This window comes from Rhizobium sp. UFLA01-1127 (assembly GCF_059803845.1).
This window is the reverse complement of record NZ_JAUQTZ010000085.1, coordinates 1-26,632: the sequence shown is the minus strand read 5'-3', so window position 1 is coordinate 26,632 and position 26,632 is coordinate 1. Positions and strand designations below refer to the sequence as shown.

General features: G+C 61.3%; 26 protein-coding genes. 18 read left to right on the top strand and 8 right to left on the bottom strand.

All coding sequences use genetic code 11. The features are described from left to right. Nucleotides 1-390: 390 nt before the first annotated feature. Together Q4Q11_RS20450 and Q4Q11_RS20445 are read right to left on the bottom strand one after the other, a co-directional pair. Nucleotides 391-1,017, bottom strand: coding sequence for a ribonuclease D (locus Q4Q11_RS20450; RefSeq protein ID WP_498570628.1), 627 nt, complete (start codon nucleotides 1,015-1,017; stop codon nucleotides 391-393). 97 nt (nucleotides 1,018-1,114) lie between these two features. Then, a complete protein-coding gene (locus tag Q4Q11_RS20445; RefSeq protein ID WP_498570627.1) occupies nucleotides 1,115-1,942 on the bottom strand; it encodes a MerR family transcriptional regulator in 828 nt (275 codons plus the stop codon). Between the two features lie 192 nt (nucleotides 1,943-2,134). Here Q4Q11_RS20445 and Q4Q11_RS20440 point away from each other — a divergent pair, with 192 nt between their 5' ends. Next, nucleotides 2,135-3,406, top strand: a complete 1,272-nt coding sequence (locus Q4Q11_RS20440) for a 4-aminobutyrate--2-oxoglutarate transaminase (protein ID WP_113222948.1) — start codon at nucleotides 2,135-2,137, stop codon at nucleotides 3,404-3,406. Between the two features lie 71 nt (nucleotides 3,407-3,477). Continuing rightward, a complete protein-coding gene (locus Q4Q11_RS20435; protein WP_113337089.1) occupies nucleotides 3,478-4,959 on the top strand; it encodes an NAD-dependent succinate-semialdehyde dehydrogenase in 1,482 nt (493 codons plus the stop codon). A 7-nt stretch (nucleotides 4,960-4,966) separates the two neighbouring features. Here the strand turns inward: Q4Q11_RS20435 and Q4Q11_RS20430 are convergent, their stop codons facing one another. Continuing rightward, entirely contained in the window at nucleotides 4,967-5,740 is a 774-nt protein-coding gene (locus Q4Q11_RS20430; RefSeq protein ID WP_498570626.1) for a metallophosphoesterase, read from the bottom strand. Nucleotides 5,741-6,115: 375 nt separating this feature from the next. Between Q4Q11_RS20430 and copD the strand changes: the two genes are divergently transcribed. Next, on the top strand, nucleotides 6,116-7,000 hold the full coding sequence (gene copD / locus Q4Q11_RS20425) for a copper homeostasis membrane protein CopD (protein ID WP_113222946.1): 885 nt from the start codon (nucleotides 6,116-6,118) through the stop codon (nucleotides 6,998-7,000). A 99-nt stretch (nucleotides 7,001-7,099) separates the two neighbouring features. Here copD and Q4Q11_RS20420 read toward each other — a convergent pair whose 3' ends face one another. Both Q4Q11_RS20420 and Q4Q11_RS20415 read right to left on the bottom strand, forming a co-directional pair. Then, the gene (locus Q4Q11_RS20420; protein ID WP_498570625.1) at nucleotides 7,100-7,870 is read right to left on the bottom strand and encodes a TIM barrel protein; all 771 of its coding nucleotides are present in this window, start codon (nucleotides 7,868-7,870) and stop codon (nucleotides 7,100-7,102) included. A gap of 60 nt (nucleotides 7,871-7,930) precedes the next feature. After that, nucleotides 7,931-8,884, bottom strand: coding sequence for a helix-turn-helix domain-containing protein (locus Q4Q11_RS20415; RefSeq protein WP_498570630.1), 954 nt, complete (start codon nucleotides 8,882-8,884; stop codon nucleotides 7,931-7,933). 86 nt (nucleotides 8,885-8,970) lie between these two features. Between Q4Q11_RS20415 and Q4Q11_RS20410 the strand changes: the two genes are divergently transcribed. The 5 genes from Q4Q11_RS20410 (at nucleotide 8,971) to Q4Q11_RS20390 (ending at nucleotide 15,323) form a co-directional block, all read left to right on the top strand. After that, nucleotides 8,971-10,245 carry an ABC transporter substrate-binding protein gene (locus Q4Q11_RS20410; RefSeq protein WP_112511373.1) on the top strand — a complete coding sequence of 425 codons (1,275 nt, stop codon included), beginning with the start codon at nucleotides 8,971-8,973 and terminating at the stop codon, nucleotides 10,243-10,245. 225 nt (nucleotides 10,246-10,470) lie between these two features. After that, nucleotides 10,471-11,331 (top strand): carbohydrate ABC transporter permease, encoded by an 861-nt coding sequence (locus Q4Q11_RS20405; protein WP_112511371.1) that lies wholly within the window; start codon nucleotides 10,471-10,473, stop codon nucleotides 11,329-11,331. Then, the gene (locus Q4Q11_RS20400; RefSeq protein ID WP_498570624.1) at nucleotides 11,328-12,164 is read left to right on the top strand and encodes a carbohydrate ABC transporter permease; all 837 of its coding nucleotides are present in this window, start codon (nucleotides 11,328-11,330) and stop codon (nucleotides 12,162-12,164) included. Before Q4Q11_RS20405 ends, Q4Q11_RS20400 begins: the two co-directional genes overlap by 4 nt. A 15-nt stretch (nucleotides 12,165-12,179) precedes the next feature. Further along, a complete protein-coding gene (locus Q4Q11_RS20395) occupies nucleotides 12,180-13,268 on the top strand; it encodes a sn-glycerol-3-phosphate ABC transporter ATP-binding protein UgpC (protein WP_113222943.1) in 1,089 nt (362 codons plus the stop codon). Between the two features lie 51 nt (nucleotides 13,269-13,319). Continuing rightward, nucleotides 13,320-15,323, top strand: coding sequence for an aldo/keto reductase (locus tag Q4Q11_RS20390; protein WP_498570623.1), 2,004 nt, complete (start codon nucleotides 13,320-13,322; stop codon nucleotides 15,321-15,323). A 169-nt stretch (nucleotides 15,324-15,492) separates the two neighbouring features. Here the strand turns inward: Q4Q11_RS20390 and Q4Q11_RS20385 are convergent, their stop codons facing one another. Further along, entirely contained in the window at nucleotides 15,493-16,026 is a 534-nt protein-coding gene (locus Q4Q11_RS20385) for a methylated-DNA--[protein]-cysteine S-methyltransferase (RefSeq protein ID WP_113222941.1), read from the bottom strand. Between the two features lie 253 nt (nucleotides 16,027-16,279). On the opposite strand from Q4Q11_RS20385, the gene Q4Q11_RS20380 reads away from it, so the two are divergent. Beyond that, nucleotides 16,280-16,615, top strand: a complete 336-nt coding sequence (locus Q4Q11_RS20380; RefSeq protein ID WP_498570622.1) for a DUF6665 family protein — start codon at nucleotides 16,280-16,282, stop codon at nucleotides 16,613-16,615. Nucleotides 16,616-16,618: 3 nt separating this feature from the next. On the opposite strand, the gene Q4Q11_RS20375 is transcribed toward Q4Q11_RS20380, so the two are convergent. Continuing rightward, a complete protein-coding gene (locus Q4Q11_RS20375; protein WP_498570621.1) occupies nucleotides 16,619-17,821 on the bottom strand; it encodes an ROK family transcriptional regulator in 1,203 nt (400 codons plus the stop codon). Between the two features lie 228 nt (nucleotides 17,822-18,049). On the opposite strand from Q4Q11_RS20375, the gene Q4Q11_RS20370 reads away from it, so the two are divergent. The 9 genes from Q4Q11_RS20370 to Q4Q11_RS20330 all read left to right on the top strand — a co-directional run bounded on the left by Q4Q11_RS20370 (nucleotide 18,050) and on the right by Q4Q11_RS20330 (nucleotide 25,782). Next, a complete protein-coding gene (locus Q4Q11_RS20370; protein WP_113222938.1) occupies nucleotides 18,050-19,288 on the top strand; it encodes an extracellular solute-binding protein in 1,239 nt (412 codons plus the stop codon). A gap of 74 nt (nucleotides 19,289-19,362) precedes the next feature. Further along, nucleotides 19,363-20,247 carry a carbohydrate ABC transporter permease gene (locus Q4Q11_RS20365; protein ID WP_113222937.1) on the top strand — a complete coding sequence of 295 codons (885 nt, stop codon included), beginning with the start codon at nucleotides 19,363-19,365 and terminating at the stop codon, nucleotides 20,245-20,247. Beyond that, on the top strand, nucleotides 20,247-21,092 hold the full coding sequence (locus Q4Q11_RS20360; protein WP_113222936.1) for a carbohydrate ABC transporter permease: 846 nt from the start codon (nucleotides 20,247-20,249) through the stop codon (nucleotides 21,090-21,092). The genes Q4Q11_RS20365 and Q4Q11_RS20360 overlap by 1 nt, the downstream gene beginning before the upstream one ends. After that, entirely contained in the window at nucleotides 21,089-22,111 is a 1,023-nt protein-coding gene (locus tag Q4Q11_RS20355; RefSeq protein ID WP_113222935.1) for an SIS domain-containing protein, read from the top strand. The genes Q4Q11_RS20360 and Q4Q11_RS20355 overlap by 4 nt, the downstream gene beginning before the upstream one ends. Then, entirely contained in the window at nucleotides 22,112-23,041 is a 930-nt protein-coding gene (locus tag Q4Q11_RS20350; RefSeq protein ID WP_113222934.1) for a PfkB family carbohydrate kinase, read from the top strand. Beyond that, nucleotides 23,038-24,102 (top strand): ABC transporter ATP-binding protein, encoded by a 1,065-nt coding sequence (locus Q4Q11_RS20345; protein ID WP_498570620.1) that lies wholly within the window; start codon nucleotides 23,038-23,040, stop codon nucleotides 24,100-24,102. The genes Q4Q11_RS20350 and Q4Q11_RS20345 overlap by 4 nt, the downstream gene beginning before the upstream one ends. Before the next feature lie 384 nt (nucleotides 24,103-24,486). Continuing rightward, nucleotides 24,487-25,119, top strand: a complete 633-nt coding sequence (locus Q4Q11_RS20340; protein ID WP_498570619.1) for an outer membrane protein — start codon at nucleotides 24,487-24,489, stop codon at nucleotides 25,117-25,119. Between the two features lie 126 nt (nucleotides 25,120-25,245). Continuing rightward, nucleotides 25,246-25,401, top strand: coding sequence for a hypothetical protein (locus Q4Q11_RS20335; protein ID WP_162735581.1), 156 nt, complete (start codon nucleotides 25,246-25,248; stop codon nucleotides 25,399-25,401). Nucleotides 25,402-25,509: 108 nt separating this feature from the next. Further along, the gene (locus tag Q4Q11_RS20330) at nucleotides 25,510-25,782 is read left to right on the top strand and encodes a hypothetical protein (RefSeq protein WP_112511337.1); all 273 of its coding nucleotides are present in this window, start codon (nucleotides 25,510-25,512) and stop codon (nucleotides 25,780-25,782) included. A 232-nt stretch (nucleotides 25,783-26,014) separates the two neighbouring features. Here the strand turns inward: Q4Q11_RS20330 and Q4Q11_RS20325 are convergent, their stop codons facing one another. Continuing rightward, on the bottom strand, nucleotides 26,015-26,386 hold the full coding sequence (locus tag Q4Q11_RS20325) for a hypothetical protein (protein WP_498570629.1): 372 nt from the start codon (nucleotides 26,384-26,386) through the stop codon (nucleotides 26,015-26,017). Nucleotides 26,387-26,632 lie beyond the last annotated feature (246 nt).

Genomic DNA, 26,632 nt, shown 5'->3' with positions numbered 1-26,632 from the left:
GACTGTCCCTCGATCATCACCTGCATTTCAGTGATCCGTTCTATCGGTGGAGGGGGCCCCTTTCATGCCACCTCCTTTGTCTGGCAAGGCGACGATGGAAGCGGGAGGCAGGTTCTATCAAGGTCCGCTCATGCGGCCTGTGGATTTCCCAGAGCGATTCAGGCTCTGAATCGCTCTATCTCCTTGCTTTCATGCAATTCCTGACGGAAAACCGCTGCGCAATTTTCCTGGAATTGCTCTAGCGCCGGATGGCCGAAGTGGCGAGGCGCGAACGCATAGAACTGGAAATCATCCGCAAAATAACAGTCTAGTCCTTAACAGATCGCTAAACAAAAAAGCCGATGCCGCTTCCGCGGCACCGGCCCTGAATTTGCACGATTAGCGAAGCAATCAGCTGTGCGCGAAAATATCTGCCTCTTCCCAGCCGAGAAGATCGAGCTTGGCGCGCGTGGGCAGAAAGGCGAAGCAATCATCCGCATAATCCATGCGGCCATCGCGCAGGAGGCGCTCGGTCAGCTTTTCACGCAGCGCATGGAGATAGAGCACGTCGGACGCGGCATATTCGAGCTGCGCCGGCGACAGCGTTTGCGCCGCCCAATCGGACGACTGCTGCGCCTTGGAAATATCCACGTCCAGCATCTCCTTGAGATTGTCCTTCAGGCCGTGGCGGTCGGTGTAGGTACGGCAGAGGCGCGAGGCGATCTTGGTACAGAAGACCGGAGTAGCGGTAACGCCGAAGGTGTGGAACAGAACGGCGATGTCGAAGCGGCCATAGTGAAAGATCTTCTGGCGCGCCGGATCGGCAAGCATGGCGACGAGATTGGGCGCCTGCTTCTGGCCGGCGGCGATGCGGATGACATCGGCCGTGCCGTCACCCGGCGAAAGCTGCACGACGCAAAGCCGGTCGCGGCGCGGAATGAGGCCGAGGGTTTCGGTATCGATGGCTATGGCGCCGGCGTAGCGGGCGGCATCTTCGGCGGAAATATCGCCTTCGTGATAACGGATGGTGGCAGCCATGAAAATTCTCCCGGCTCTGTCTTTCTGAATTCGCTTTTCGTCCGTTCTATAGAACAGACGGGGCAATAACGATACCGGATAACCGTGCGGGCACTGCTCAAAATGTCGGCGGCGTGTTGATCCAGAGCAATATGGTCTCGCCATCGTGGCGGTTGCGCCAGGAATGGTAGCGGCGGCTCTCGAAATAAAGCGAATCGCCAGGCACGAGATCGAAGAACTGGTCGCTGTCCAGCACCAGCTCAAGGCGCCCGGCCAGGACATGAATGAACTCTTCTCCCTCATGGCGATAAGCGCCTTCGCTTGCAGCACCGGGCGCAAGGACGAAGCGATGGCAATCCATCATCGTCCTGCCTTCGGCCAGCAATTGCACCGTGACCCCCGGCGTCGTCGCCGGCCAGGCACGCCATTCGCCGGATCGGATGAGCGCGGGAACGTCCTCGCGCTCCTCGCCCGACAGGCGCGAAACCGTCGTGCCGTAATAATCCGCGAGATCGTGCAGGGTCTTGAAGCTGACGCCCTGCGACGTCCTTTCGAGGGTTGAGAGCGTCGAGGACGTCATGCCCATGTCGGCCGCAACCTGCTCCAGTGTCTTGCCGACGGCATGACGCAGCGACCGAAGCCTGCGGCCGATATCCGAAGATGCCGATTGCTCGCCATTCTCCAGACCGGCAGCGTTTCCCTCTTCCATTTCGAGCGCCTCGCGAATCGCTGCGGGATTGAGGCCGCGTTCGGCTCGGAACCAGGAAATGCGTTTCAGCCGCGCCACATCCTCAGCGCTATACTGCCGGTGTCCGGTCTCGGAGCGACCAGGCACGACCAGTCCCTGGCTTTCCCATAGGCGCAGTGTAGACGCCGATACGCCCGCCAGACGGGCCGCCTCCGCTACCTTGTAGCGCACTGGGTAGCGCTCCGGCTCGATGTTCATTTGCCAAATTCCTGATCTTTAGTCTTTTGACCCGTTTAGCACGGATCAGGCCTTTGCGTGATCCATTCCGCCCATTCTTGTCACCCGCACAAAATCCCGCTTGAAATCTTACAGGAAAAATGTAGGAGTTTTGTAAATAAGTTACAGAACTTCTGCAAGATAATTCGAAACTGCTTTCTGGGAGCGACTGCAATGACCTTGACCGAGCGGAAGAACGCCGCCATTTCCCGCGGCGTCGGCATGACGACGCAGATCTACGCCGATCGCGCCGAAAACGCCGAGATCTGGGACAAGGAGGGGCATCGCTATATCGATTTTGCCTCCGGCATCGCCGTGGTGAACACCGGTCACCGCCATCCGCGCGTGATTGCCGCCGTCAAGGAGCAGCTCGATCGCTTCACTCATACCTGCCATCAGGTGGTGCCCTATGAGAGCTATGTGCGCCTTGCCGAACGGCTGAATGCCATCGTCCCTGGCGATTTCGCCAAGAAGACGATCTTCGTGACCACGGGTGCCGAAGCGGTCGAAAATGCCGTCAAGATCGCCCGCGCCGCCACTGGACGCTCCGCCATCATCGCCTTCGGCGGCGGCTTCCACGGTCGCACCTTCATGGGCATGGCGCTGACCGGCAAGGTGGCACCCTACAAGATCGGCTTCGGCCCCATGCCCGGCGATGTCTTCCATGCGCCTTTCCCGGTGCCGCTGCACGGCATCAGCGTCGAGCAATCGCTGGCAACGCTGAAGAAGCTCTTTGCCGCCGATGTCGATCCGCAGCGCGTCGCTGCCATCATTCTCGAACCCGTGCAGGGCGAAGGCGGATTCTATCCCGCGCCTGCGGCTTTCATGAAGGCGCTGCGCGAGATCTGCGACCAGCATGGCATTCTCCTGATCGCGGATGAGGTGCAGACCGGCTTTGCGCGCACCGGCAAGATGTTTGCGATGGATCACCATGAAGTGGCGGCCGATCTTGTCACCATGGCGAAGAGCCTTGCCGGCGGCTTCCCGCTCGCCGCCGTCACCGGCCGCGCCGAGATCATGGACGCCCCCGCTCCCGGCGGCCTCGGCGGCACCTATGGCGGCAATCCCCTCGGGATAGCCGCAGCCCATGCCGTGCTCGACGTCATCGCCGAGGAGGGTCTGTGCGACCGCGCCAACCAGCTTGGTTCCCGCCTGAAACAGCGGCTGGAATCGCTGCGCGACAAGGTGCCTGAAATCGCCGATATCCGCGGCCCCGGCTTCATGAATGCCGTGGAATTCAACGATGCGGCGACGAAGCTGCCGAGTGCGGACTTCGCCAACAAGGTTCGGCTGATCGCGCTCGACAGGGGCCTGATCCTTCTGACCTGCGGCGTCTACGGCAACGTGATCCGTTTCCTGTCGCCGATCACCATTCAGGACGGCGTGTTCAGCGAAGCGCTCGATATTCTCGAAGCATCGCTGCTGGAGGCCAGCGCCTCTCGATAGCCGTCATATCCCCGTATTTCCCCTTATTCCCCCGTGCGGCCTGCCGGGTAAAACCTGTCGGAGTGCATAGCATGTCCTTTACAACGGCAATGACCAAGCATGTTCCCTTCTCCTCGCGCCTCCTGCGCGCCGCCGGCTATATCGACGGCGCGTGGACGGCGGGCGAGGCGACGAAGACGTTCGATGTCATCAATCCCGCCACCGGCGAAGTGCTCGCCTCGCTGCCGGATATGGGGGCTGCAGAGACGGCGGCTGCGATCGATGCCGCCTATGTCGCCCAGGTTGCCTGGGCCGCCCGCCCGGCCAAGGAGCGGGCAGCAATCTTACGCAAATGGTTCGATCTCATGATCGCCAACGCCGACGAGCTGGCGGCGATCCTGACCGCCGAAATGGGCAAGCCGCTGCCGGAAGCCAGGGGCGAGATCCTCTACGCCGCCTCCTATGTCGAATGGTATGCGGAGGAGGCCAAGCGCATCTACGGCGAGACCATCCCCGCGCCATCCAACGACAAGCGCATGGTCGTCATCAAGCAGCCGGTGGGCGTCGTCGGCACGATCACGCCCTGGAACTTCCCGGCTGCCATGATCGCCCGCAAGATCGCCCCGGCTCTCGCGGTCGGCTGCACCGTCGTCTCCAAGCCTGCCGAGCAGACGCCGCTGACGGCGATCGCCCTTGCCGTGCTTGCCGAAGAGGCGGGCATTCCCCCAGGCGTGCTCAACATCATCGTCGGCATCGACGGCCCGGCCATCGGCCGCGAGCTTTGCGGCAATCCGAAAGTGCGCAAGATCAGCTTCACCGGCTCGACCGAAGTCGGCCGCATCCTAATGCGTCAGTGCGCCGATCAGATCAAAAAGGTGAGCCTCGAGCTCGGCGGCAACGCGCCCTTCATCGTCTTCGACGATGCCGATCTCGACGCCGCCGTCGAAGGTGCCATGGCTTCGAAGTATCGCAATGCCGGCCAGACCTGCGTCTGCGCCAACCGCATCTATGTGCAATCCAATGTCTATGACGCCTTTGCCGCCAAGCTCGCCGCGAAGGTAGGCGAACTTTCCGTCGGTGACGGCTTCAAGCCGGGGGTATCGGTCGGGCCGCTGATCGACGAGCAGGGTGTCGCAAAGGCTGAGGACCACGTGCGGGATGCCGTTTCGAAGGGTGCCCGTGTCGTGGCGGGCGGCAAGCGCATCGAGGGTGCCGGCACCTTCTTCGCACCGACCATCCTGACCGGCGTCGACCGGAGCATGAAGGTCGCGCGTGAAGAAACCTTCGGCCCGGTTGCGCCACTCTTCCGCTTCGATACCGTCGAGGATGTCATCGCCCAGGCAAACGACACGGAGTTCGGCCTTGCCGCGTATTTCTTCGCCGGTGATCTGAAGAAGGTCTGGCGCGTGGCGGAAGCGCTGGAATACGGTATGGTCGGCATCAATACCGGTCTGATGTCGTCGGAAACCGCGCCGTTCGGCGGCATCAAGCAATCCGGTCTCGGCCGCGAAGGCTCGCGCCATGGCGCCGACGACTATCTGGAGATGAAGTATCTCTGCATCGGCAATCTATAGCCGACTATCAAGTTGAGGTGATGTGAACGCGGCCCTGCCACAGCCGGGCCGCGCTCAAACGGCCCGAGCGAAAAGCGCCGGTGTCCAGATTGAGCCTTAGACCATCGACTTCGGCCTGCCGGACGGGTGTATGGCCGTGGACGATCAGCTTCGGCAGCGGCTGAGCACTGTCATAAAAGCGCGAGCGGATGAAGACGAGATCGTCATCCTCCTGCTCGGAGATCGGCCGATTCGGATCGATGCCGGCATGCACGAACAATGCCTTCGGCGTATCCAGCATAATCGGCAGCCGGCGCAGGAAATTGACGTGGTCGTCGGGCAGCCAGGTTCGGATGAAGGTATCGAGCTTCTTCTGCTTCGGATATTGCTCTTTCAGCTTTGGGATATCCACACCATAGGAGGCAAGCGTGGCGTCGCCGCCAAGAGCGGCCCAATCATCCAGCGATATCTCACCGTCGATATAGGAAAGCATTGCCATCTCGTGATTGCCGGTCAGGCAGATGCGGTCGAAATCTTTCGGCGGCGGAGCCATGAGGCGGCCGACAACCTGCGCCGAGGCGGGGCCGCGATCGATGAAATCTCCCAGCATGATAATGAGCTTTCGGCCCGGCAGACCGGCAGCATCGGCAACGATCCTGCGTTCCAGCGCACTTAGAAGATCATAACGGCCATGGACATCACCGATGACGTAGGTCGGCACGTCGAGATCCTCGAGCCATTCGCGACGCCGGCGGTGGCCGAAGCCATTGGCCATTTTTTCGCGGATCATAGATGTCGCCATGAAACTGCCTTTCAAGCGCACCCCCCGGAACGCCTCAACTGTGTCTGCAAAAAGGACTCAAAAGCGACGATTCTTTGCCAAGACGGCGGAAATCGTCTCTGATGACGGTTGTGGCAATAGGCCCAAGCTTGCGGCACCGGCCTGCCTTGCGGCAAAGCGTCCCGAATGGCGCCTTTATGCATGGAGAAAGTTGACAGTGCGTATCCGCAATCCTATCGCGCTCCCAACCCAGCGCGAGAAATTTGTCCTATCCGGCCCCGGAAACGCGGGAGGCCCTGCAGTCCGGGCACGATGGCTGACGATTGCCGGCGAGATCGACACCGTACTAAACTGGAACATAGCCCATGGCGCCTGTAAACTTACCGTGAAGTCCTGATGGATCCGACGACAGCGCTCGAACTCTGCCGCTTTTTTCACGATGCATCCCTGATGCTTCTGTGGGGTGCCTGCGCCTATCTCTCCCTCCTCGTGCCGAAAACACTCGCCGATATCGGCTGGCGCATGTTCGCAAAGGCTTTTTCCGTGATCGCCGCGATCGCGGTTGTAACGGTCCTGGCGGCACTGCCTGCAACGACGGCAAATATCGGCAGCGGATGGAGCGATGCGCTCGATGCCAGCATGGTCCGCGACGTGCTTTTCGCGACCACGATAGGCTTTGCCTGGCAAGCGCAGGCATTCGCAGCGGTGATGATGGCAGGCGCCTTCCTGCTGCCCGAGAGCCTGCGCCGCCAGGGGCTGGCCTTGGGTGCCGGTCTTGGCCTCGCCTTCCTGTCATTGAACGGACATGCTTCGATGCTGGAAGGCTCACTGCGGCAGGCGCATCGGGCCAACGACGTCCTGCATGTGCTGGCCGGCGGCGCCTGGCTCGGGGCGCTGGTGCCATTGATCGCTATTCTGCGGCTTCTCGGCCGGCCCGAATGCCGGGCGGAGGCACTGGTGGCGCTGCGCCGTTTCTCCAATGCCGGGCACATCGCCGTCGCACTCGTCATTCTCTCCGGTATCGTCAATACCTTGCTGATCTTGAAACGCCTGCCAACGGACTGGTCCTCACCCTACCAAATGCTGCTTGCGACAAAGATCGGGCTGGTCGCCGGCATGGTATTTCTGGCGATCGTCAATCGCTATGTCTTCGTACCCCGGATCGGCCGCAACCCCGATCGCGCGCTGCAGGAGCTCCGGCTTGGAAGCATTGCCGAGATCGTCATCGGCCTTGCCGTCATCGGGCTGGTCGCCATCTTCGGCCTGCTGGAACCGGTCTAGAGCGTTTCCGCTTTTCTTCGAATCGCGAAAACGCTCTATCTTCTTATTTCCCAACGCATTCCGGACGGAAAACCGCTATGCACTTTTCCTGGAAGTGCTCTAGCCGCCAAGCGATTTCACCATCGCGCGAACGGACTTGGCATCGCTGGTCGCCGGCCTGTATTCCAGGCCGATCCTGCCGCGATAGCCTTGGGCAAACAGCCAATCCAGCCGTTCCGCCAGATCGATTTGGCCCGTGCCGGGATCGCTGCGGCCGGGATGATCGGCAACATGGAGGTGCACGATCCGGTCGATGCGATCGCCGATAACCTCACGCGTATCCTCACCCATGACGGCCGAATGATAGAGATCGTAAACGATGCCGATTTCCGGGCGGCCGATCTCGTCGACGATGTCGAGGCCCTCCATCGTCGAAGACAGATAATAGCCGGGATGATCGATCGTCGTGTTCAACGGCTCGAGGCCGAGCCGAACGCCGGATCCTTCAAGAATGCCGGCCCCGGCCGTGAGCGCGGCAATGAGAGACGCCCGCTGTTCGGCACGCGAAAATCCCGACAGATCGTCACCGGCCTGGACAATGAGAACTGCCGCGCCGAGGCGCTGCGCGACGGCGACGGATTCGCGCAGGCCCTGCAGCCAAGCCTCTCTGTTTGCCGGATTCGTCAGCGCGATCATCGGCTCCGCCACCAGGCCGGAGACCGCGATGCCTGTCTCGGCGACTGCGGCGACGATCGCGTCAAGATCCTTGTCGGTCCAGCGCCAGAATTCGACCGCGCTCAAACCTGCCTGATGCGCCAGGCGGATGCGGTCGGCAAAAACATCGCCGTTACGCGCGAACAACCACTCGATACAAGCCGAGAACTGCCGCATACGATTCTCCTCCCCCAGCCTGTCAGGAGTGATGCGCGAGATCGCGCATCACTGCAAGCCTCACGAACGATGATATTGCTGGGACGCCCGCGGCATCGAAGGCTTGATGGCTTCTACATTCATCGCCGAGAGAACGCGCATGTCGCGACGGAAGTCGGAAGGCGTCATGCCGGCGATGTGACGGAAGGATTTGTTGAAGGCGCTGATCGAGCCGAAGCCGCTGTCCATGGCGACCTGCAGCACATTGGCGCCGTCGCGCATCAGCATCGCCTGCGCACGCGAAAGACGCAGCAGGTTCACATATTTAGCCAGCGTCATGCCTGTCGATTTCTTGAAGAGGTTCATGGCGTATTTCGGATGGAGATGCGCCGCCTTGGCGATATCGACCGTATCGATGTCGTGCAGAAAGTTTTCGGCGATGAAATCGCACATTCGCGCCAGGCTGCGCGAGGATTGCGGATGGGCCTGCTCGTTTGCCGGGTTTCCCTGCTTCTCCGGCAGCATGCGATAGGGCTCGAAAGCGATGCGCTCCAAACGCAGGAGAAGTTCGGCGACGGCATGTTCGGCCTTCGCGCTGTCGTTGGACATGACATAACGGTGCCACCGGGCAAAATTCTCGTCGTCGGCGGCATCGGTCGCGGAGCTTATCAAGGTTTGCCCGCGAATGAGGCGGCCGGAAATATCGAGCGGTAGCCGCAGGCGGAAGAAATGCACGAGCGGCAGATGCGCGCCGGCGTAGATCGAATCCTCGGATAGTTCATCCAGCAGATGCGGCTGACCGCCCCAAAAAAGGCAGATCTCGCCGGCTCTCAAAGTAAGCTCGTGATCGCCTATGCGGTAATGCACGGTCCCCCGTATGATGTAGTTCACTTCCACCTGCGCGTGCCAGTGCGGCCTCGCCATCGGCAATGGATGATTGTGGAACATCTGCAGGATCGTCGGGAGCCCTTCGACGCTGCTTGCGCCCGGCTGATAGACCGCCTGTTGACCCACCTTACTTTTCGCCAAGTCGATGTTCCTTTTTTAGGAGACAGAAGCTTATCGCAAGCTAGTTTAAGCGTGTTCTCTTGAGGACGGCAATTGAAAAGGGAGGATTTTCAATGCGTTTAAAACTTGCTGGAGCGACGGCCCTTGCGGCTCTACTCGCCTCCGGTTCCGCCTTTGCGGAACAGACCACCATTACTGTCTGGAGCTGGAACATCGCCGCATCGGCGCTGAAATCCACGGTCGAGGGGTTCAACAAAAAATATCCCGACATCAAGGTCGAGGTTCAAGACATCGGCAACCCGCAGGTCTTCGACAAGATGCTGGCCGCTTGCGCTGCCGGCGGCGACGGCCTGCCGGATATCATGTCGATCGAAAACCACAAGGCTTCGATCTTCTGGAACCGCTTTCCGGACTGCCTGACCGACCTGACGAAGCTCGGCTACAAGGATGAACTGAAGAAGCAGTTCCCGGATTTCAAGCGCGCCGAGCTTGAAGTCGGCGATGCAGCCTATGCAATGCCGTGGGATTCCGGTCCGGTCACCATGTTCTACCGCCGCGACATGTATCAAAAGGCCGGCGTCGATCCGGCAACGATCAAGACCTGGGACGATTTCATTGCCGCCGGCAAGAAGATCTCCGCCGCCAATCCGGGCGTGATCATGACGCAAGCCGATCTCAACGGCGATACCGAATGGTTCCGCATGCTCGCCAACGAACAGGGCTGCGGCTATTTCTCGAATGACAGCCAGAGCATCACCGTCAACCAGCCCGGCTGCGTCAAAGCCCTGGACAAGGTGAAGGAGATCAAGGACGCCGGCCTGATGAGCGCGGCGAACTGGAATGAGAAAATTCAGGCGAACACCGCCAGCAAGGTAGCGTCGCAGCTCTATGGCGGCTGGTACGAAGGTACCGTCCGATCCACTTCGCCGGATCTCGCCGGCAAATGGGGTGTCTATCCGATGCCGAGCATGACGGCCGACGGTCCGCATGCGGCCAATCTCGGAGGCTCGTCGCTTGCGATCGCCAGCGGCTCCAAGCACAAGGAGGCCGCCTGGAAATTCCTCGAATACACGCTTGGCACCAATGAGGGCCAGGTGACCATGCTGAAATCCTTCGGGCTCGTGCCGTCTCTGCTGACGGCGGTCCAAGATCCCTTTGTCAACCAGCCGCAGCCTTATTGGGGCGGGCAAAAGGTCTGGGCCGATATCCTCGCCACCCTGCCGAAAATCCGTCCGAGCCCTGGCACCCAATATTTCAGCGATGCCGACGAGGTCATAAAGGCCGTCCAGACGAAATACCTGGCCGGCGGCTATCCGAACGGCAAGGCCGCGCTCGACGATGCGGCCCAGCAGATCGCCTCGGCAACGGGTCTGCCGCTCGCGAAATGAGTGACATTGCCGGGCGTGCCTCCCAAGCCGCGTCCGGCATCCCCGCCGCCCTAGAGCCGGACGGTTTCAGGTCTGTTCGACCTAAAATCTGAATTCGCTCTAGAATCAAAAAAGTAGAGCGTGACGCCGTCCGAAAACTGCCTACACTTTTCGGCATCACGTTCTAGGGGCGGCGGGGATGCGATGTCACGCGTCATTTCCCTGCGCATAAAGGAGAAGGCTTTCATGCGGTTGCGAAACCGGAGCGCCTATGCGTTCCTTGCACCCTATCTTCTGGTGTTCGCCGCTTTCTGGGTCTGGCCGATCATCGATTCGTTCCTGATTTCGTTCCAGAACACCCGGGTTAATCCGTGGACCTTCAATCTGTCGCTCAATTGGGGGCGACTGTTCGGCGATCCGGCCTTCTACAACGCGCTTCAAAACACGCTGATTATCCTGATCGTCCAGGTGCCTGTGATGATCACGCTCGCCACCGTCATGGCAGTGCTGCTGAATTCACCGCTGCTGAAGGCCCGCGGCATTTTCCGCTTTGCCTTCTTCGCACCCGTCGTCGTCGGAGAGGTGGCCTACGCCGCCGTCTTCCGCCTGATGTTCAACGTCGATTTCGGCATCGTCAACAAGCTGCTCGGCACGGTCGGCTTCGCGCCGGTGTCATGGTTCGCCGAATCGCATGCCGCAATGGTGCTCATCATCATCGCCGTCACCTGGCGCTGGGCGGGTTACAACGCCATCATCATCCTTTCCGGGCTGCAATCGATCCCCGAGGATGTCTACGAGGCTGCGACGCTCGACCGCGTCAGCCGCTTCCAGCAGTTCATCCATATCACCCTGCCGCTGTTGAAGCCGATCATTCTGTTCTGCGTGGTCCTGTCCGTCATCGGCACCATGCAGCTCTTCACCGAACCATATCTGATCACCAACAGGGGCGGCCCAGGCGGCGGGACCGAGACGCTCGGCCTCCTGCTCTATCGCCAGGCCTTCCAGTCGACCAACTTCGGCTATGCCTCGGCCGTCGCCTATACGATGGCGGCGCTTGCGGTAGCCATCTCTCTCCTCAATCTCTGGGTGGGGCGCGAACCGAAATGAAATCGAAGTCCAAATCCACTCTCATCCGCTCGCTCGCCTTGCACGGCCTGCTGACGCCGCTCGCCATCATCTGGCTGTTTCCGCTCTGGATGATGTTCGTCTTCTCGACCATGCCCGATTACGGCATCTTCAGCCCCGGCATCATCCTGACACCGTCGACAGGCTTCATGGACAATGTCCGCAACCTGCAGGCCGACACCAACTTCATCGGCGCCATGACCATCTCCATCGTCGTTGCCGTCGTCTACACTTTCCTGTCGGTGCTGCTGACCTCGATGGCCGGATGGGCTCTGGTGCGTTACCAGTTCACCGGCCGCTCGGGCGTCATCGGCATCATCCTCGGCACGATCACGCTGCCCTATTCCGTCGTCGTCATTCCGCAATTCATCATGGTGGCGCGCGATTTCGGGCTGGCGAATTCATGGGTCGCCCTCATCGTACCGCCGCTCTTCAACTCGCTGGGCGTGCTCTTCATGCGCCAAGCCTTCTCGATGATGCCGAGCGAACTCTTCGACGCCGCCCGCGTCGAGGGCGTCAAGGAATGGCAGATCTTCCTGCGTATCGCCCTGCCGCTCGCAAGGCCGACCATGGCCGCGCTCGCCATCATCCTGTTCCTGCATTCCTGGAACAACTATCTCTGGCCGCTGCTCATCAATTCCCGGCCGGGGATGATGACCGCGCCCGTCGCGCTCGGGACGCTGATCGGCCTCACCAGGGTATCCTGGGGCGGCATCATGGCCGGCGCCGTGATGCTGACGGCGCCGATCCTCATCGTCTTCGTTCTCCTGCAGCGCCACTTCATCGCCGGCATTGCCGCCGGCGCAATCAAATAATTCCGGGAGACCCGTATGGCTGAACTGTCCCTTACCAATATCGTCAAACGCTACGGTTCGCTGGAAATCATCCACGGCGCCAATCTCGAGGTGAAGGACGGCGAATTCGTCGTCTTCGTCGGACCATCCGGATGCGGCAAGTCCACGCTGCTGCGCATGATCGCCGGCCTGGAAGACATCACCGGCGGAGAACTGAAGATTGGCGGCCGCGTGGTCAACGACATGGAACCGGCCGATCGCGGCATCGCCATGGTCTTCCAATCCTACGCCCTCTACCCGCATCTGACCGTCGAGCAGAACCTCAATTTCGGCCTCCGTATGAACGGCAACCCCAAGGCCGACACCGACCGCCGCGTGAAGCAGGCAGCCGAGATCCTGCAGATCACCGAGCTCATGCAGCGCCGGCCGAAGCAGCTCTCCGGCGGCCAGCGCCAGCGCGTCGCGATCGGCCGCGCCATCGTGCGCGAGCCGCAGATCTTCCTGTTCGACGAGCCGCTCTCCAACCTCGACGCCGAGCTGCGCGTGCAGATGCGCGTCGAAATCTCGCGGCTCCACAAGAAGCTCGGCACGACGATGATCTACGTCACGCACGACCAGACCGAGGCCATGACGCTCGCCGACAAGATCGTCGTGCTGCGCAGCGGCAACATCGAACAGGTGGGAGCGCCGCTCGATCTCTATGACGATCCGGCCAACCAGTTCGTCGCCGGTTTCGTCGGCTCGCCGAAAATGAATTTCCTGCAGGCCGAGGTGACTGACAACCAGCCCGGCCGCATCGCCGTCGTGCTCAAGGGCCAGCGCGATGTCCGCCTGACCTTGCCGATCACTTCCGCCAAGCTCGAGATCGGCCAGCAAGTGACGCTCGGCGTCCGTCCGGAACACTTCCTCGAGGCCGGACGCGGCGATGTGGACATGACCGTCCACGTCGATGTCGCCGAGCATCTCGGCAATACCAGCTACATCTACGCCAACATCGAAGGCGGCGAGCAGATCGTCATCGAGCGCGAGGAATCCCGCAATACGGGCAATAGCGACAAGCTCACCGTAGCACTATCGGCGGCCAAGACATTCCTGTTCGACAGCACCGGCAGCCGATTGCGATAGGCACGGCCTATTCTCCCAAGACAGCATGCAGATTTAGGAAAGGATCGTTCCATGACTACCGAGACTTCAATCCGCTGGGGCATCATCGGCCCCGGCAGGATCGCACAGACTTTTGCCGATGGGATCGCCCATTCCCGCAGCGGCAAGCTGGTGGCGATCGCCAGCCGCAATCCGGAAAAGCCAGGTCTCGGCGACGGTTTCCCCGGCGCGCGCATCGTCAACGGCTATGAGGCCCTGCTCGCCGACAAGGACATCGACGCCGTCTACATCGCCACGCCGCATACCGGCCACGCCGAATGGGCGATCAAGGCGATCCGCGCCGGCAAGCATGTGCTCGTCGAAAAACCGATCGCCCTTTCCGCTTTCGATGCGGAGGCCATCTACTACGAAGCCAGGAAGGCGGGCGTCTTTGCCGGCGAGGCCTTCATGTACCGCGTCCATCCGCAGACGGCGAAACTGATCGAACTCGTCAAGAGTGGTGCAATCGGTGACCTGCGCATCATCCGCACCTCCTTCGGATTCAACATGGGCAAGGTAAATCCGGAACACCGGCTGTTTGCCAATGACATGGCGGGCGGCGGCATTCTCGATGTCGGCGGCTATCCCGTTTCGATGGCCCGTTTGATCGCCGGTGCGGTCGAGGGCAAGCCGTTCCTCGATCCCGACAAGGTATCGGGTGTCGGCCATCTCGGCCAGACCGGCGTCGACGAATGGGCTTCCGCCGTCCTGAAGTTCCCGAACGACATCATTGCCGAAGTGTCCTGCTCGATCATGGCGAACCAGGACAACACGCTGCGCATCATCGGCTCGGACGGCCGTATCGAAGTCAAGGACTTCTGGTTCGCCTCCGGCCACAAGGGCGGCGTCGGCAAGATCGACGTTATCAAGGGCAGCGAGACCCAGACGATCGAGGTCAAGGAGGACCGCTGGCTCTATTCCTTCGAAGTCGACGCTGCCGGCGATGCCATCCGCGCCGGACAAAAGGAATTCGCCTATCCCGGCATCAGCTGGGCCGATTCGATCGGCAACCTCAAGGTGCTCGACCAATGGCGCGCTTCGATCGGCCTTGAATATGGTGTCGAGAAGGCATCGAAGCGGACAAAGAACATCGCCGGCGCGACCGTTGCCAAGGGCAACAGCATCCCGAAGCGCAGCATTCCCGGCATCTCCAAGCCGGCATCGCTCGTCACGCTCGGCTTCGAATTCTTCCCGAATTTCGCAGCCGCCTCGCTGACGCTCGACGCTTTCTATGAAGCCGGCGGCAATGCCTTCGACACGGCCTATGTCTATGGCGGCGGCAAGACGGAGAGCATCTTCGGCGACTGGCATACCAGCCGCAACGTGCCGCGCGAAGAGATCGTGCTGATCGGCAAAGGCGCGCATTCGCCGCTTTGCTACCCGGACGTGATCGCCAAGCAACTCGACCAGTCCCTCAATCGTCTGAAGACCGACTATGTCGACATCTACTTCATGCACCGCGACAACACCGACGTTCCGGTCGGCGAGTTCGTCGATGCCATGGATGCCGAGGTGAAGGCTGGCCGCATCCGCGGCATCTTCGGCGGCTCGAACTGGACGCGTGCCCGCTTCGACGAAGCGATCGCCTATGCTGAGAAGAACGGCAAGGCGGCACCGGCTGCCCTTTCCAACAACTTCTCGCTGGCGGAAATGCTCGATCCGATTTGGGCCGGCTGCGTCGCCGCCTCCGACGACGATTGGAAGACCTGGCTCAATGCCAAGCAGATCCCGAACTTCGCCTGGTCGAGCCAGGGCCGCGGCTTCTTTACCGACCGCGCCGGCCGCGACAAGCGCGACGACGAGGAATTGGTTCGCGTCTGGTATTCCGACCGCAATTTCGGCCGCCGCGACAGGGCGATCGAATTGGCGCAGAAACTCGGCCGCAGCCCGATCCATATCGCACTTGCCTATGTCGTCGCCCAGCCTTTCCCGGTGATCCCGCTGATCGGCCCGCGTACGGTCGCCGAGCTGGAAGACAGCCTCTCGGCGCTCGACATCAAGCTGACGCGAGAACAGGTGAAGTGGCTCGAGGGCTAAGATAGGACAGTCGGCTGGCGGGGTTCACGGTCGGCTGCTGAGTCTAAATGCGAGAAATGAAAGCAGCCCATCCGGGAAACCGGATGGGCTGCTTTCACATGAGAAGAGATCGTTGTTGCCTCTTTTCCCCTCGGGGAGAAGGGGTTTACAGTATCAAGAGCATGAGAGATCAGGCGGCGAAATCGAATGTCTTCGTGTCCGCTCCTTCGAGCCGCAGCAGATAGGCCTTGCGCTCGAGACCGCCGGCAAATCCCCTGAGATCGCCAGCCGATCCAACCACGCGGTGGCAGGGTGCGACGATCGAGATCGGATTGCGGCCATTGGCGGCGCCGACGGCCCTAATCGCTTTTTCCGCACCGATTTCCGTTGCGATCTGGCGATAGCTGCGCGTTTCGCCGAAGGGAATGGCGAGCAGAGCCTGCCAGACCTTCTGCTGGAACTCCGTTCCGGCAAAGTCGAGCGGCAGATCGAAAGCCTGTCGTTCGCCGGCGAAATATTCGCGCAATTGCCGTTCGGCTTCCAGGAGCACGGGATGGCTGTCGTCTTCGGCTACGATCACCAGCGGCACACGGCCAGGCCGGTCGTTATCCCAAAGGATCGCGGCAAGGCCATCATCGCCGCCGACGAGTTTCAAGTCGCCGACGGGCGAGTTCATGATCCGATAGACATAGTGCTTCTCTGCATTTTTCGGAGTTTTGGTCATGCCGATTTCCTTTCTTTGAATTGCGCTCATGGCATCGGGCGAGATTGCCTCTGATGAAGCGCTGATGTCGGTATTGGACCCCAAATGAGAGTATGCAGCCACCCGAAAACGGGCGGCGGGCAGCGAAATCCCGGTATTTCCGGATTTATGCGGGCAGGCTCATGCTGACACCAGCGGCATGGTCACGCTTGGGAAATGGACGGAGATTGTGTAAAACTAAGGAAGCCAGATCATCCAGCATGCGGAGCCCGATATGACAGTTCGCCCGCCGCGCAACTTCGATCCATCGCAAACCAGGGAAACCGGCCTCGGCATCCTCCAATATGAGGTCATGTCAGAACGCGCCAGCACGCTTGGCCATCATGGCATGAAGGTCGAGGCGGCTCTTGCCGCGTTGCAGGAAGGCGAAGCCAAAGGCAAGGAAGGCGTCGAGCACGAGCGGCTGGTGGATGCCGCGGCTGAAGCCGTCTGGGCCATGTTCATTCATCGCGAGATCTGCGGCCTGCGCAACGGCCGCGACGTGATCCAGCGCTATGGCATTCCCAACAAGGTGCTTGCGCGCCTCGGCGCCAGCCCACGCCACCCCTGAGCTTTAGGATTTCAAGATTGCCTGAAAGCGCGGATCGAAGGCATGGCCGATGGGCTCGGCCGCGGCACCGCGCGCCACGGCCCAAGGATCGGTCATGCCGAGCTGCAGGCGCGGCAGCGAGCGGCCGGGACGATCGGCATTGGAGGGCAGGAGCGGCTGCATGGCGGCAATCAGCCGCGTTGCCAGCGCAGCCGGCGCGCCGCCGCATAGAATCACCGTTTGCGGATCGAAGATGGTTTCGATGAGCTGGACGCTCCAGCGCAGATCGATCGCCGCCCTTTCGATCCAGCTGAGGATATCGGGGTCGGCGGCAGCGGCGCGGTCGTTGATCATAGAGTAGATATCCGGCGCCATCGGATCGACGCCAAGGTGATCGTAAAGGGAAGCAAGGGACGCACGATGCTCGAGCTGGGTCTGCTGCCCGCCTGCCGTCAACAAAGCCATGCCGATTTCGCCGGCATTGCCATGGGCACCGCTATAGAGCTCGCCGCCGAGAATGAGCCCGGCGCCGATACCGTAACCGACATAGAGGCAGACGGCGTGATCGAGCCCGTGCGCCGCTCCGACCATGCGCTCGGCGGTCGCGCAGGCAGCCGCGTCGTTCTGCAGGCTGACATTGAGGCCGGTGCCGGCCGATAGGGTTTCGAGCAAGGGAAAGCGCTGCCAGGCACCCATCATCCAGGGATTGTCGGCATCATCCTGCTCGATACCGAAGGGACCCGGCATCGCCGCGCCGAGGCCGACGAGGCGTTTCTCCGCCTGCGCCACGCGCTGCCGGAGCTCGGCACGCACGTCTTCTATCAGCTTCAGGACGACAGGTGTGCCTGTCGCTGGTCCGCCGGCCGGCAGGTTCGCTTCCTTGCGGATGAGAACATTGCCAACGAGATTGACAGCGATGGCGCGGGTGATGTGACGATCGATCTGCAGGCCGATGGCAAAGGCGCCCTCCGGCACGAGACCATAGGGGGTCGAGGGTTGACCGCGACCGCGTCGCACCATTTCCCTTGAGGTCACCAACCCGTCGTGTTCCAGCTCCTCCACGATGTTAGAGACCGTCTGCTTCGTCAGGCGGGTGGCGCGTGCAAGATCGGCGCGGGAGAGCGCACCGTTCAACCGAAGGGCGTCGATGATCACCCGCCGGTTATGGGCGCTGGTGCCTTCGTGGTTCGTTCCGCTCGTAGCCCTGATCGGGCGAATATCGTTCATCTGTTTTTGCCTCTTGACAGCAATAGAATATTGAAGAAGAAATTAGTCAAGACAATTGACTTAAAAGAAACCACAGAGTTTCGTCAGGGAACTTAAGCGAGCCTTACAGCTCCAGGAGGCGCCGATAGACGTTCGGCAGCCGGCTCGGCCAATTGCCTGCCCGACAACCGATGGCGACGTCAGCCGCCGTCGGAAAAATCGCGTGACTGTCAAAAACCGGAGGATGGAATGTTGAAATCATTGAACAAGACATTGCTCGGCGCAGCGCTGATCGGCGTTTCCTTCGCCTCGCACGCCTTTGCCGAAACTACGATCAATGCACTCTTCATGGCGCAGGCTGCCTATAGCGAAGCCGATGTGCGCGCCATGACGGATGCCTTCTCCAAGGCCAATCCGGATATCAAGGTCAATCTCGAATTCGTCCCTTATGAAGGCCTGCACGATAAGACCGTGCTCGCTCAAGGGTCCGGCGGCGGCTACGACGTCGTGCTTTTCGACGTGATCTGGCCTGCCGAATATGCAACCAACAAGGTTCTGGTCGACGTATCCTCGCGCATCTCCGACGACACGAAGAAGAATGTCCTGCCGGGCGCCTGGACGACGGTCCAGTATGACGGCAAGTATTACGGCATGCCGTGGATCCTCGACACCAAGTATCTGTTCTACAACAAGGAAATCCTGGAAAAGGCCGGCATCAAGACGCCGCCCAAGACCTGGGACGACCTGAACGAACAGGCGAAGACCATCAAGGACAAGGGCCTTCTCGCCACCCCGATCGCCTGGAGCTGGTCGCAGGCCGAAGCTGCGATCTGCGACTATGCCACGCTCGTCAGCGCCTATAAGGGCGACTTCATCAAGGACGGCAAGCCTGACTTCCAGACGGGCGGCGGCCTCGACGCGCTGAAATACATGGTCACCAGCTACAAGTCCGGCCTTACCAACCCGAACTCCAAGGAATTCCTCGAAGAGGACGTCCGCAAGGTCTTCGAAAACGGCGATGCCGCCTTCGCGCTGAACTGGACCTACATGTACAACATGGCGAATGACCCCAAGGACAGTAAGGTCGCGGGTAAGGTCGGCGTCGTGCCGGCACCGGGCGTAGCCGGCAAGAGCGAGGCTTCAGCCGTCAACGGCTCGATGGGCCTCGGCATCACCACGGCCAGCAAGCACCCGGACGAAGCCTGGAAGTACATTTCCTTCATGACCTCACAGGCGACGCAGAACCAGTATGCCAAGCTCAGCCTGCCGATCTGGGCATCGTCCTATAGCGATCCGGCCGTCACCAAGGGCCAGGAAGAGCTGATCGCGGCCGCAAAGGTCGGCCTCGCCGCCATGTATCCGCGTCCCACGACGCCGAAATATCAGGAACTGTCGACAGCGCTTCAGCAGGCAATCCAGGAATCGCTGCTCGGCCAGTCTTCCCCGGAAGATGCGCTGAAGTCAGCTGCCGACAATAGCGGTCTCTGATACTCTTGCCGGGCGGTGCCAGTCACCGCCCGCCTCTCTTGATCCTCCATGAAGAATGAAAGAAGGGGCCAGCCATGTCCGGCACCTCCATGACAACTCGCGCTTGGGCTTTGATGCTGCCGCTGCTTGTGGTGATGATTGCAGTCATCGGCTGGCCTCTCGTGGATACGGTCGGCCTTTCTTTCACCAATGCGAAGCTTGTCGGAACCGGCGGCAATTTCGTCGGCATCGACAATTACGCGAAGATGCTGGCGAATTCCAATTTTCAGCGCACTTTGATCACGACAGCCTGGTTCGCAATCGTCTCCGTCGCCGCCGAAATGGTGCTCGGCGTGCTGGCCGCCCTGCTGCTCAATCAGAATTTCAAGGGCCGCGGTGTGCTGCGCGCGCTGATGATCCTGCCCTGGGCGCTGCCGACCGTCGTCAACGCGACGCTCTGGCGGCTGATCTACAATCCCGAATATGGCGCGCTGAACGCTGCCCTTACGCAGCTCGGCCTCATCGACGCCTATCGCTCCTGGCTCGGCGAGCCGGGCACGGCGCTGACGGCGCTCATCGTTGCCGACTGCTGGAAGAATTTCCCGCTGGTGGCGCTGATTGCGCTCGCCGCCCTGCAGGCCGTGCCGCGCGATATCACCGCCGCATCGCTGGTCGATGGCGCCGGACCTTTCAAACGTTTCCGCTTCGTCATCCTTCCTTATCTTGTGGGACCGTTGATGGTGGCGCTGGTGCTACGTACCATAGAAGCCTTCAAGGTCTTCGACATCATCTGGGTCATGACGCGCGGCGGCCCGGCAAACAGCACGCGCACTCTATCGATCCTGGTCTACCAGGAGGCATTCTCCTTCCAGCGGGCGGGGTCAGGAGCATCGCTTGCCCTCATCGTCACGCTGCTGGTCACGGTGCTTGCCGCCGCCTATGCCGCTCTTGTCCGCAAAACCGCAGGGAGTGCCGCCTGATGGAACGCCAAAGCCCGCTCTTCACCTGCTTCGTCTATATCTGCGCCATCCTGCTCGCCGTCGTCATCCTGGCGCCGATAGCCTGGCTCTTCATCATGAGCATTTCGCCGGCTGCCGATCTTGCCGCCAAACCGCTGCGCTGGTGGCCGCAGACAGCAGACTTCTCGCGCTACAAGGTGCTGCTGTCGACGCTGGAAAACAGCGAGGGTGCCGCCTTCACCTCGTCACTGCGCAACAGCATCGAAGTGGCAGGCATGGCGACCATCGCCGCCATCGCGCTCGCCATCCCCGCCGGCTGGGCCGTGTCGCGCACACCATCCGTGGGCTGGTCGCTCTCCATGGTCATCGCCACCTACATGCTGCCGCCGGTCGCACTTGCCGTGCCGCTCTACATGGGTCTTGCCCATCTCGGCATGCTGAACAATGTCTTCGGCCTGGCGCTCGTCTATCTGACGATCCTGGCGCCATTCACGACCTGGCTAATGAAATCAGGCTTCGATTCCATTCCGAAGGAAATCGAGGCTGCGGCGATGATTGACGGCGCCGGGCTGTTCCAGACCTTGAAGATCATCACGCTGCCGCTTGCCATGCCTGTGATGGCGACCTCGGCGCTCTTCGCCTTCCTGCTTGCCTGGGATGAATTCTTCTATGCGCTGCTCTTTACCTCAGACCAGCGCGCCAAGACCCTCACCGTCGCCATAGCGGATCTCGCCGGCGGCCGTGTCTCGGATTACGGACTGATCGCGACTGCCGGCGTGCTGGCCGCCCTGCCCCCGGTTCTGATCGGCCTTGTCATGCAACGTGCCCTGATCTCGGGCCTGACCAACGGCGGCGTTAAGGGATGACCATGACCAAAGAGAAAACAAGCCCCGCAGGCCTTGCCGCCATCGGCCGTGAAATGGCCCGCCAGCATAGTGATGCACTCGCCTCTTTCGAAGCCGCAACCGATATGGCCGCCAGGGCTGCCGCGTCGCTGAAGCGCACTGGCAAGCTGCTCCTGCTCGGTATGGGCGGCTCCCACGCCGTCAACCGCGCCGTCGAGCCGCTCTATCGCGCAGCCGGCATCGATGCGATCGCGCTGCCACTCTCCGAACAACTCGGCCAGCCGCTGTCGCTGGAGGGCCGCACGATCTTCATGACCTCGCAATCCGGCGAAAGCGCCGAGGTCGTGCGCTGGTTCAGCGAAACAGGCGGCACTGCCGAGACCTTCGGCCTGACGCTGGAGGGCGGCTCCTTCCTCGCCAGAACCGCTCCTTCGCTCGTTGGCGCCGGCGGTACAGAGCTTGCCTTTGCGGCAACCCGCAGCCTCACCGTCACCTTTGCGCTGCATCTGGCGATCTTCGCCGCTCTCGGGCAAGAGCCAGCGCGTGCGCTCGCCGTGCTTCGTGCACCCGAAACGCTCGATATCAAGCTGGCGCTTTCGGCTCTTGCGAATGTTGCGACCGTCGTCACCTCGGGTCGCCGCCTGCAGGGCATTGCCGAGGCGCTGGCGCTCGGTCTCACCGAACTCTCCCGCCGTCCCTGCTTCTCGCTCGAGGGCGGCCAGCTGCGTCACGGTCCGATGGAAATGCTCGGCCCCTCGATCGGCGTCGTGCTCTTCCGCGGCAACGATGCGACGGCGAACCTCGTGACGGCCATGGCCACTTCTGCCGTCGAAACGGGTGCGCCCGTGATCGTCTTCGACGGCTCAGGGGAAGAGCCCGTACCCGGCTGCGCGACGCTGCGTTTCAAGCCGGAAACGGGGCTGGCCGCCATCTTCCAGATGCTGCCCGTCGCCCAGTCGCTGATGATCGCTTTTGCCGACGAGCGGGTGGAGAATGCCGGCACGCCGGTACGCTCGACCAAGATTACGCGGAGCGAATGAATGAAGCCGCTTGCAGTCATCGGCAACGTCAATATCGACCTGATCCTGGGGCCGGCGACGCCATGGCCGAAAGCCGGCACCGAGATCATCGTCGACCATGACGAGCTGCGCGTCGGCGGCCAGGCGGGCAACAGCGCACTCGCCTGGGAGGGCCTCGGCGTCGATTACGAGATTTCGGCCAATGTCGGCAGCGACCAGTTCGGACGCTGGCTCAGCGAAGCGTTCGGCGCGCGCAGCAGCAAATGGCCGGTCAGACCGGAAGGCACCACGCTTTCGGTCGGCATCACCCATCCCGACGGCGAGCGCACCTTCTTCACGACACGCGGCCACCTACCAAGGTTCAATCTCGACGACGTGCTGGCGGTTCTCGATGGCGACAGGCTTGCCGGCGGTTATGCGCTGCTCTGCGGCGCATTTCTCACCGAAGATCTCGCCCGCGACTACGACGCCCTGTTCGGCTGGGCTGACAAGCATGGAATCACCATCGCGCTCGACACCGGCTGGCCGCTCGACGGCTGGACCGAGGAGAATTGCGACACCACGCGGCGCTGGCTTTCCCGCTGCGGCGTGGCGCTGATGAACGAGGTCGAGACCACGACGCTTGCCGGCATGGACGATCCGATCGAGGCGGCGCGCGCGCTTTACGCGCTGATGCCGGAAGGCGCGATCTTCGTCGTGAAACGCGGCCCAGACGGCGCGATCGCTATCGATGCCGACGGCAATCTCGTCTCGGCCGCAGCGCCGCGCGTCACCGTCGTCGATACGATCGGCGCCGGCGATGTCTTCAATGCCGGCTTCCTGGCCGCCCTTGCCCGCGGCAAGCCGCCTGCGGCCTGCCTTTCGGCGGGGACCGCGGTCGCTTCACGCGCCATTTCCACTCTGCCGCGCAGCTACGGCCCGGCCAACGCATCCGAGGAGGCCGTTCAATGAGCGCGCTCGACATCCAGAACATCCGCAAGAGCTACGGCGAAGTGGAGACGCTGAAAGGCATCGATATTTCGCTCGAAAGCGGCGAGTTCCTGGTGCTGCTCGGCTCGTCGGGCTGCGGCAAGTCCACGCTTCTGAATATCATCGCCGGGCTTGCCGAAGCGACGAGCGGGGATATCCGCATCGGCGATCGCTCCGTGCTCGGCGTGCATCCGAAGGACCGCGACATCGCCATGGTGTTCCAGTCCTATGCGCTCTATCCGAACCTCTCGGTTCATCGCAACATCGGCTTCGGCCTGGAGATGCGCAAGGTGCCCGCCGCCGAGCGTGACAGGGCGGTGCGCGAGGCGGCGAAGCTTCTGCAGATCGAACCGTTGCTGGAACGCAAGCCGAGCCAGCTTTCCGGCGGTCAGCGCCAGCGCGTGGCGATCGGCCGTGCCCTAGTGCGAAAACCGGAAGTCTTCCTCTTCGACGAGCCGCTCTCCAACCTCGACGCCAAGCTGCGCATGGAGATGCGCACCGAGCTGAAGCGTCTACACCAGATGCTGAAGACCACTGTCGTCTACGTGACGCACGACCAGATCGAGGCGATGACGCTCGCAACCCGCATCGCCGTGATGCGCGACGGCCGTATCGAGCAGCTCGGAACGCCGGACGATATCTACAATCATCCTGCAACGCTTTACGTCGCGACCTTCGTCGGTGCTCCGCCGATGAATCTCCTGAATGCGACCGCCGATCAGGATTCGCTTCGTATCGACGGCACCTCGATTACGTTGCCGATGCCAGCGACGAAAACCGAGATCAAACGGGATCAGGAACTGGTCATCGGCATACGGCCGGAAACCCTGCGTCTTGAGGAAAACGGCAAGCTCGAGGCCATCTGCGAAGTCGCTGAACTCACGGGCCCCGAGCTGATCGTGACGGCACAGGCAGGCTCGCAGCGGCTGATGGCCTGCCTGCCGCCGCGCACTGCTATTGCCGAGCGGCAGACGTTCAGGCTCGGCTTCGACGCCGGCGCGCTGCATCTCTTCGATCGCGCGACGGGCCGGCGCTGCGAATAGGCCTTTCGAGCTTGGGCCAGGATCTTTGAAAGTAGCGCCTCGGAACCTCGGAAGGAGCAGCTTGGCGCATGCCATGCTGATCTGCGTGATTTCGCCTGACTTCCAGGAAGGCGGCCTCTGGCAGGCAGCGACATCTACTTAAAAAATAGTTAAAAAATTCCATTCAATCCCATAAAAATACTCAACAATTTTTCAATGTTTTCAAATCCTGCAATGTACCGGCAATTCTCATCGGCAAAATGAACTCCATCTCCTGAAGCCGGTCCACCTCCCAAGATGGACGGCGCGCGGAGAGCAGCAGGAACCGACGCCCGGTTCTCCAACGTAAACAGAGACCTTGCGAGCGCCCAGGGAGGGCGCATGGGTTTCGTATGGAGTTTAGCAATGTCGCTCAGCGCAAAATCTATTCTGTTCGCGGCTCTGGCCATGACGGCCGCGACCAATGCTTCCGCCGCCGATCTTACGACCTATCAGGCCCCGGATGCCACCGCCTACGACCGGCCGCCAGCCTTTCAATGGAGTGGCGCCTATTTCGGTGCTCATGGCGGTATCGCCTCGCCAAAGTTCAACCCTTTTGCCAGCGGCAAGGGTCTGACCGGCGGCGTGCAAGCCGGCTACAATTTCCAGGTGGGGCCTGGCATTATCGGCGCCGAACTGGAAGGCTCCTACCTCGGAAACAACGAGGTGCGCGTGCCGAACGGCAAGCTGGAAGAACGCTTCCGTGGCGCCGCCAAGGCCAAGGCTGGCCTCACTTTCGACCGTACGCTCGTCTACGGAACGGCGGGTCTGACGATGACGAAGTTCGACGGCGGCAAGGGCGTTTCCGGCCCCAATGGCTGGAAACAGGGCTATCTCGTCGGCGGCGGCGTCGAACAGGGCTTCGGCGGCGGGCTGTCGGCCAAGATCGAATACAACTACGTCATGACCAATGACGTCACCACGACGATATCGAGCGGCAAATCGAAGACCGATCTGCGCGATCACGTCATCAAAGCCGGTCTGAACTACCGCTTCTGATCCGTGCCTTTGCAGAGGTCGGGCGTATCTTTCAAGCCAAGACACGCCTGATCGAGAGCGGCGAGGCGCGACCGATCAAACCCCGAGTCAGTCCTCTCGCCGCTCTCAACCGTGAAATGAAGGCATGTGATCTGGTGCTGGGACGGCCTTGTCGCGATAACATGGATCGCCTCGGCGCTGGTCATGCCGGGAATTGCGGATGTCATGATCGCATCCGCCAGGGCCGGCGCACAGAACCTGTTCGATGATGCCGGCGTTACGCGCTTCCAGCCCTCGTCATAACGGCCTCGGCATGGAGCCCCGAACATCCGGTTTCGGCCTTGTCGCCGATCCAAAGTCATAGGACAATGCTGCCAAGAAACCGGACCGATCGGATGAGGATGCGAGCAGATGACGAGCAAAACACCTTGGTTCCGCGTGAAGACCTATGGCTATGGAGCCGGGCTGCCTTGCAGCTGGCAGGGTTGGGCTGCAATCGCGATCTACGCGCTCGTGCTGGCCGCGGCCATTTCCCTCATTACGTCTTATGCGAACAGCCACCCGGCCGCTTGCGCGGCGGCGATCGGCGTCCCGACTGCGCTGCTGATTTTCGTGGTCTGGTGGAAAAGCGATGCCCCATGGCGCTGGCGATGGGGTGAGTTCGATCAAGCGGAACGGGATTGATGTCCCGGGCTTTGGCCGGGACAGTTTTACAGATCAAATTTGCCGATCAAAGAACCTCAAGCTGGAAGCCAGATCCGGCAAAAGGACGCTGCCTGCCCCTTTTATCGGCCGAAACACCGTCCTCGGCCCCGCTTCAGGACGGCATCCAATAAGCGGACAATGGCAGCATGCCGCTCTGCTTCGGCGTGTAGTCGAAGCGAAGGAATATCCTAAGCCTTATGAATCGAGGGATTTACTCGCATTCGAGCGAAGGCTGGCGGAAACTGATCACATACCAATCAGAGCCGGAACTCCGGGCATAGAAGGTGTAGAAGCATTCCGTGTGCTCGACATAGCCCGGCATCTCGGTAACGTCATAGCGCGTGCCGCGGCGCGTCTCCTTGATTTCGCCGCTGGATTGGCCGGGCACCACCTGGGTCTTCCGCTTGCGCCATTGATAGGCACGCTCACCCGGACGCAGTTCATAGACATTATCTGGCGGACCGTAGTCAAGCATCACGCTGTTGATCGGCGCGCCGATATAGCTCTTCATGATCTGTGAGGCGCAGGCCGACAGCATCGTCAGGATTGAGAGCATGGCAACTCCGACAGGGAGCCGCTTCATGGGAATGGCAGACATCAGGCATGTCCTTTGCGATTGAAGAGAGATCGCAGACAGAGGTACGTCCGCCGGATTACCGCAGCATTGCGCATTGCGTTATCGGGCATCGCGATTGAAGCTGAAGACTTGGCGCGAGTGATAGGGTAGGTCCAAGCTTTGGCAAGATGGGAGAGAAGGATTGGTTGCGGGGGCAGGATTTGAACCTGCGGCCTTCAGGTTATGAGCCTGACGAGCTACCGGGCTGCTCCA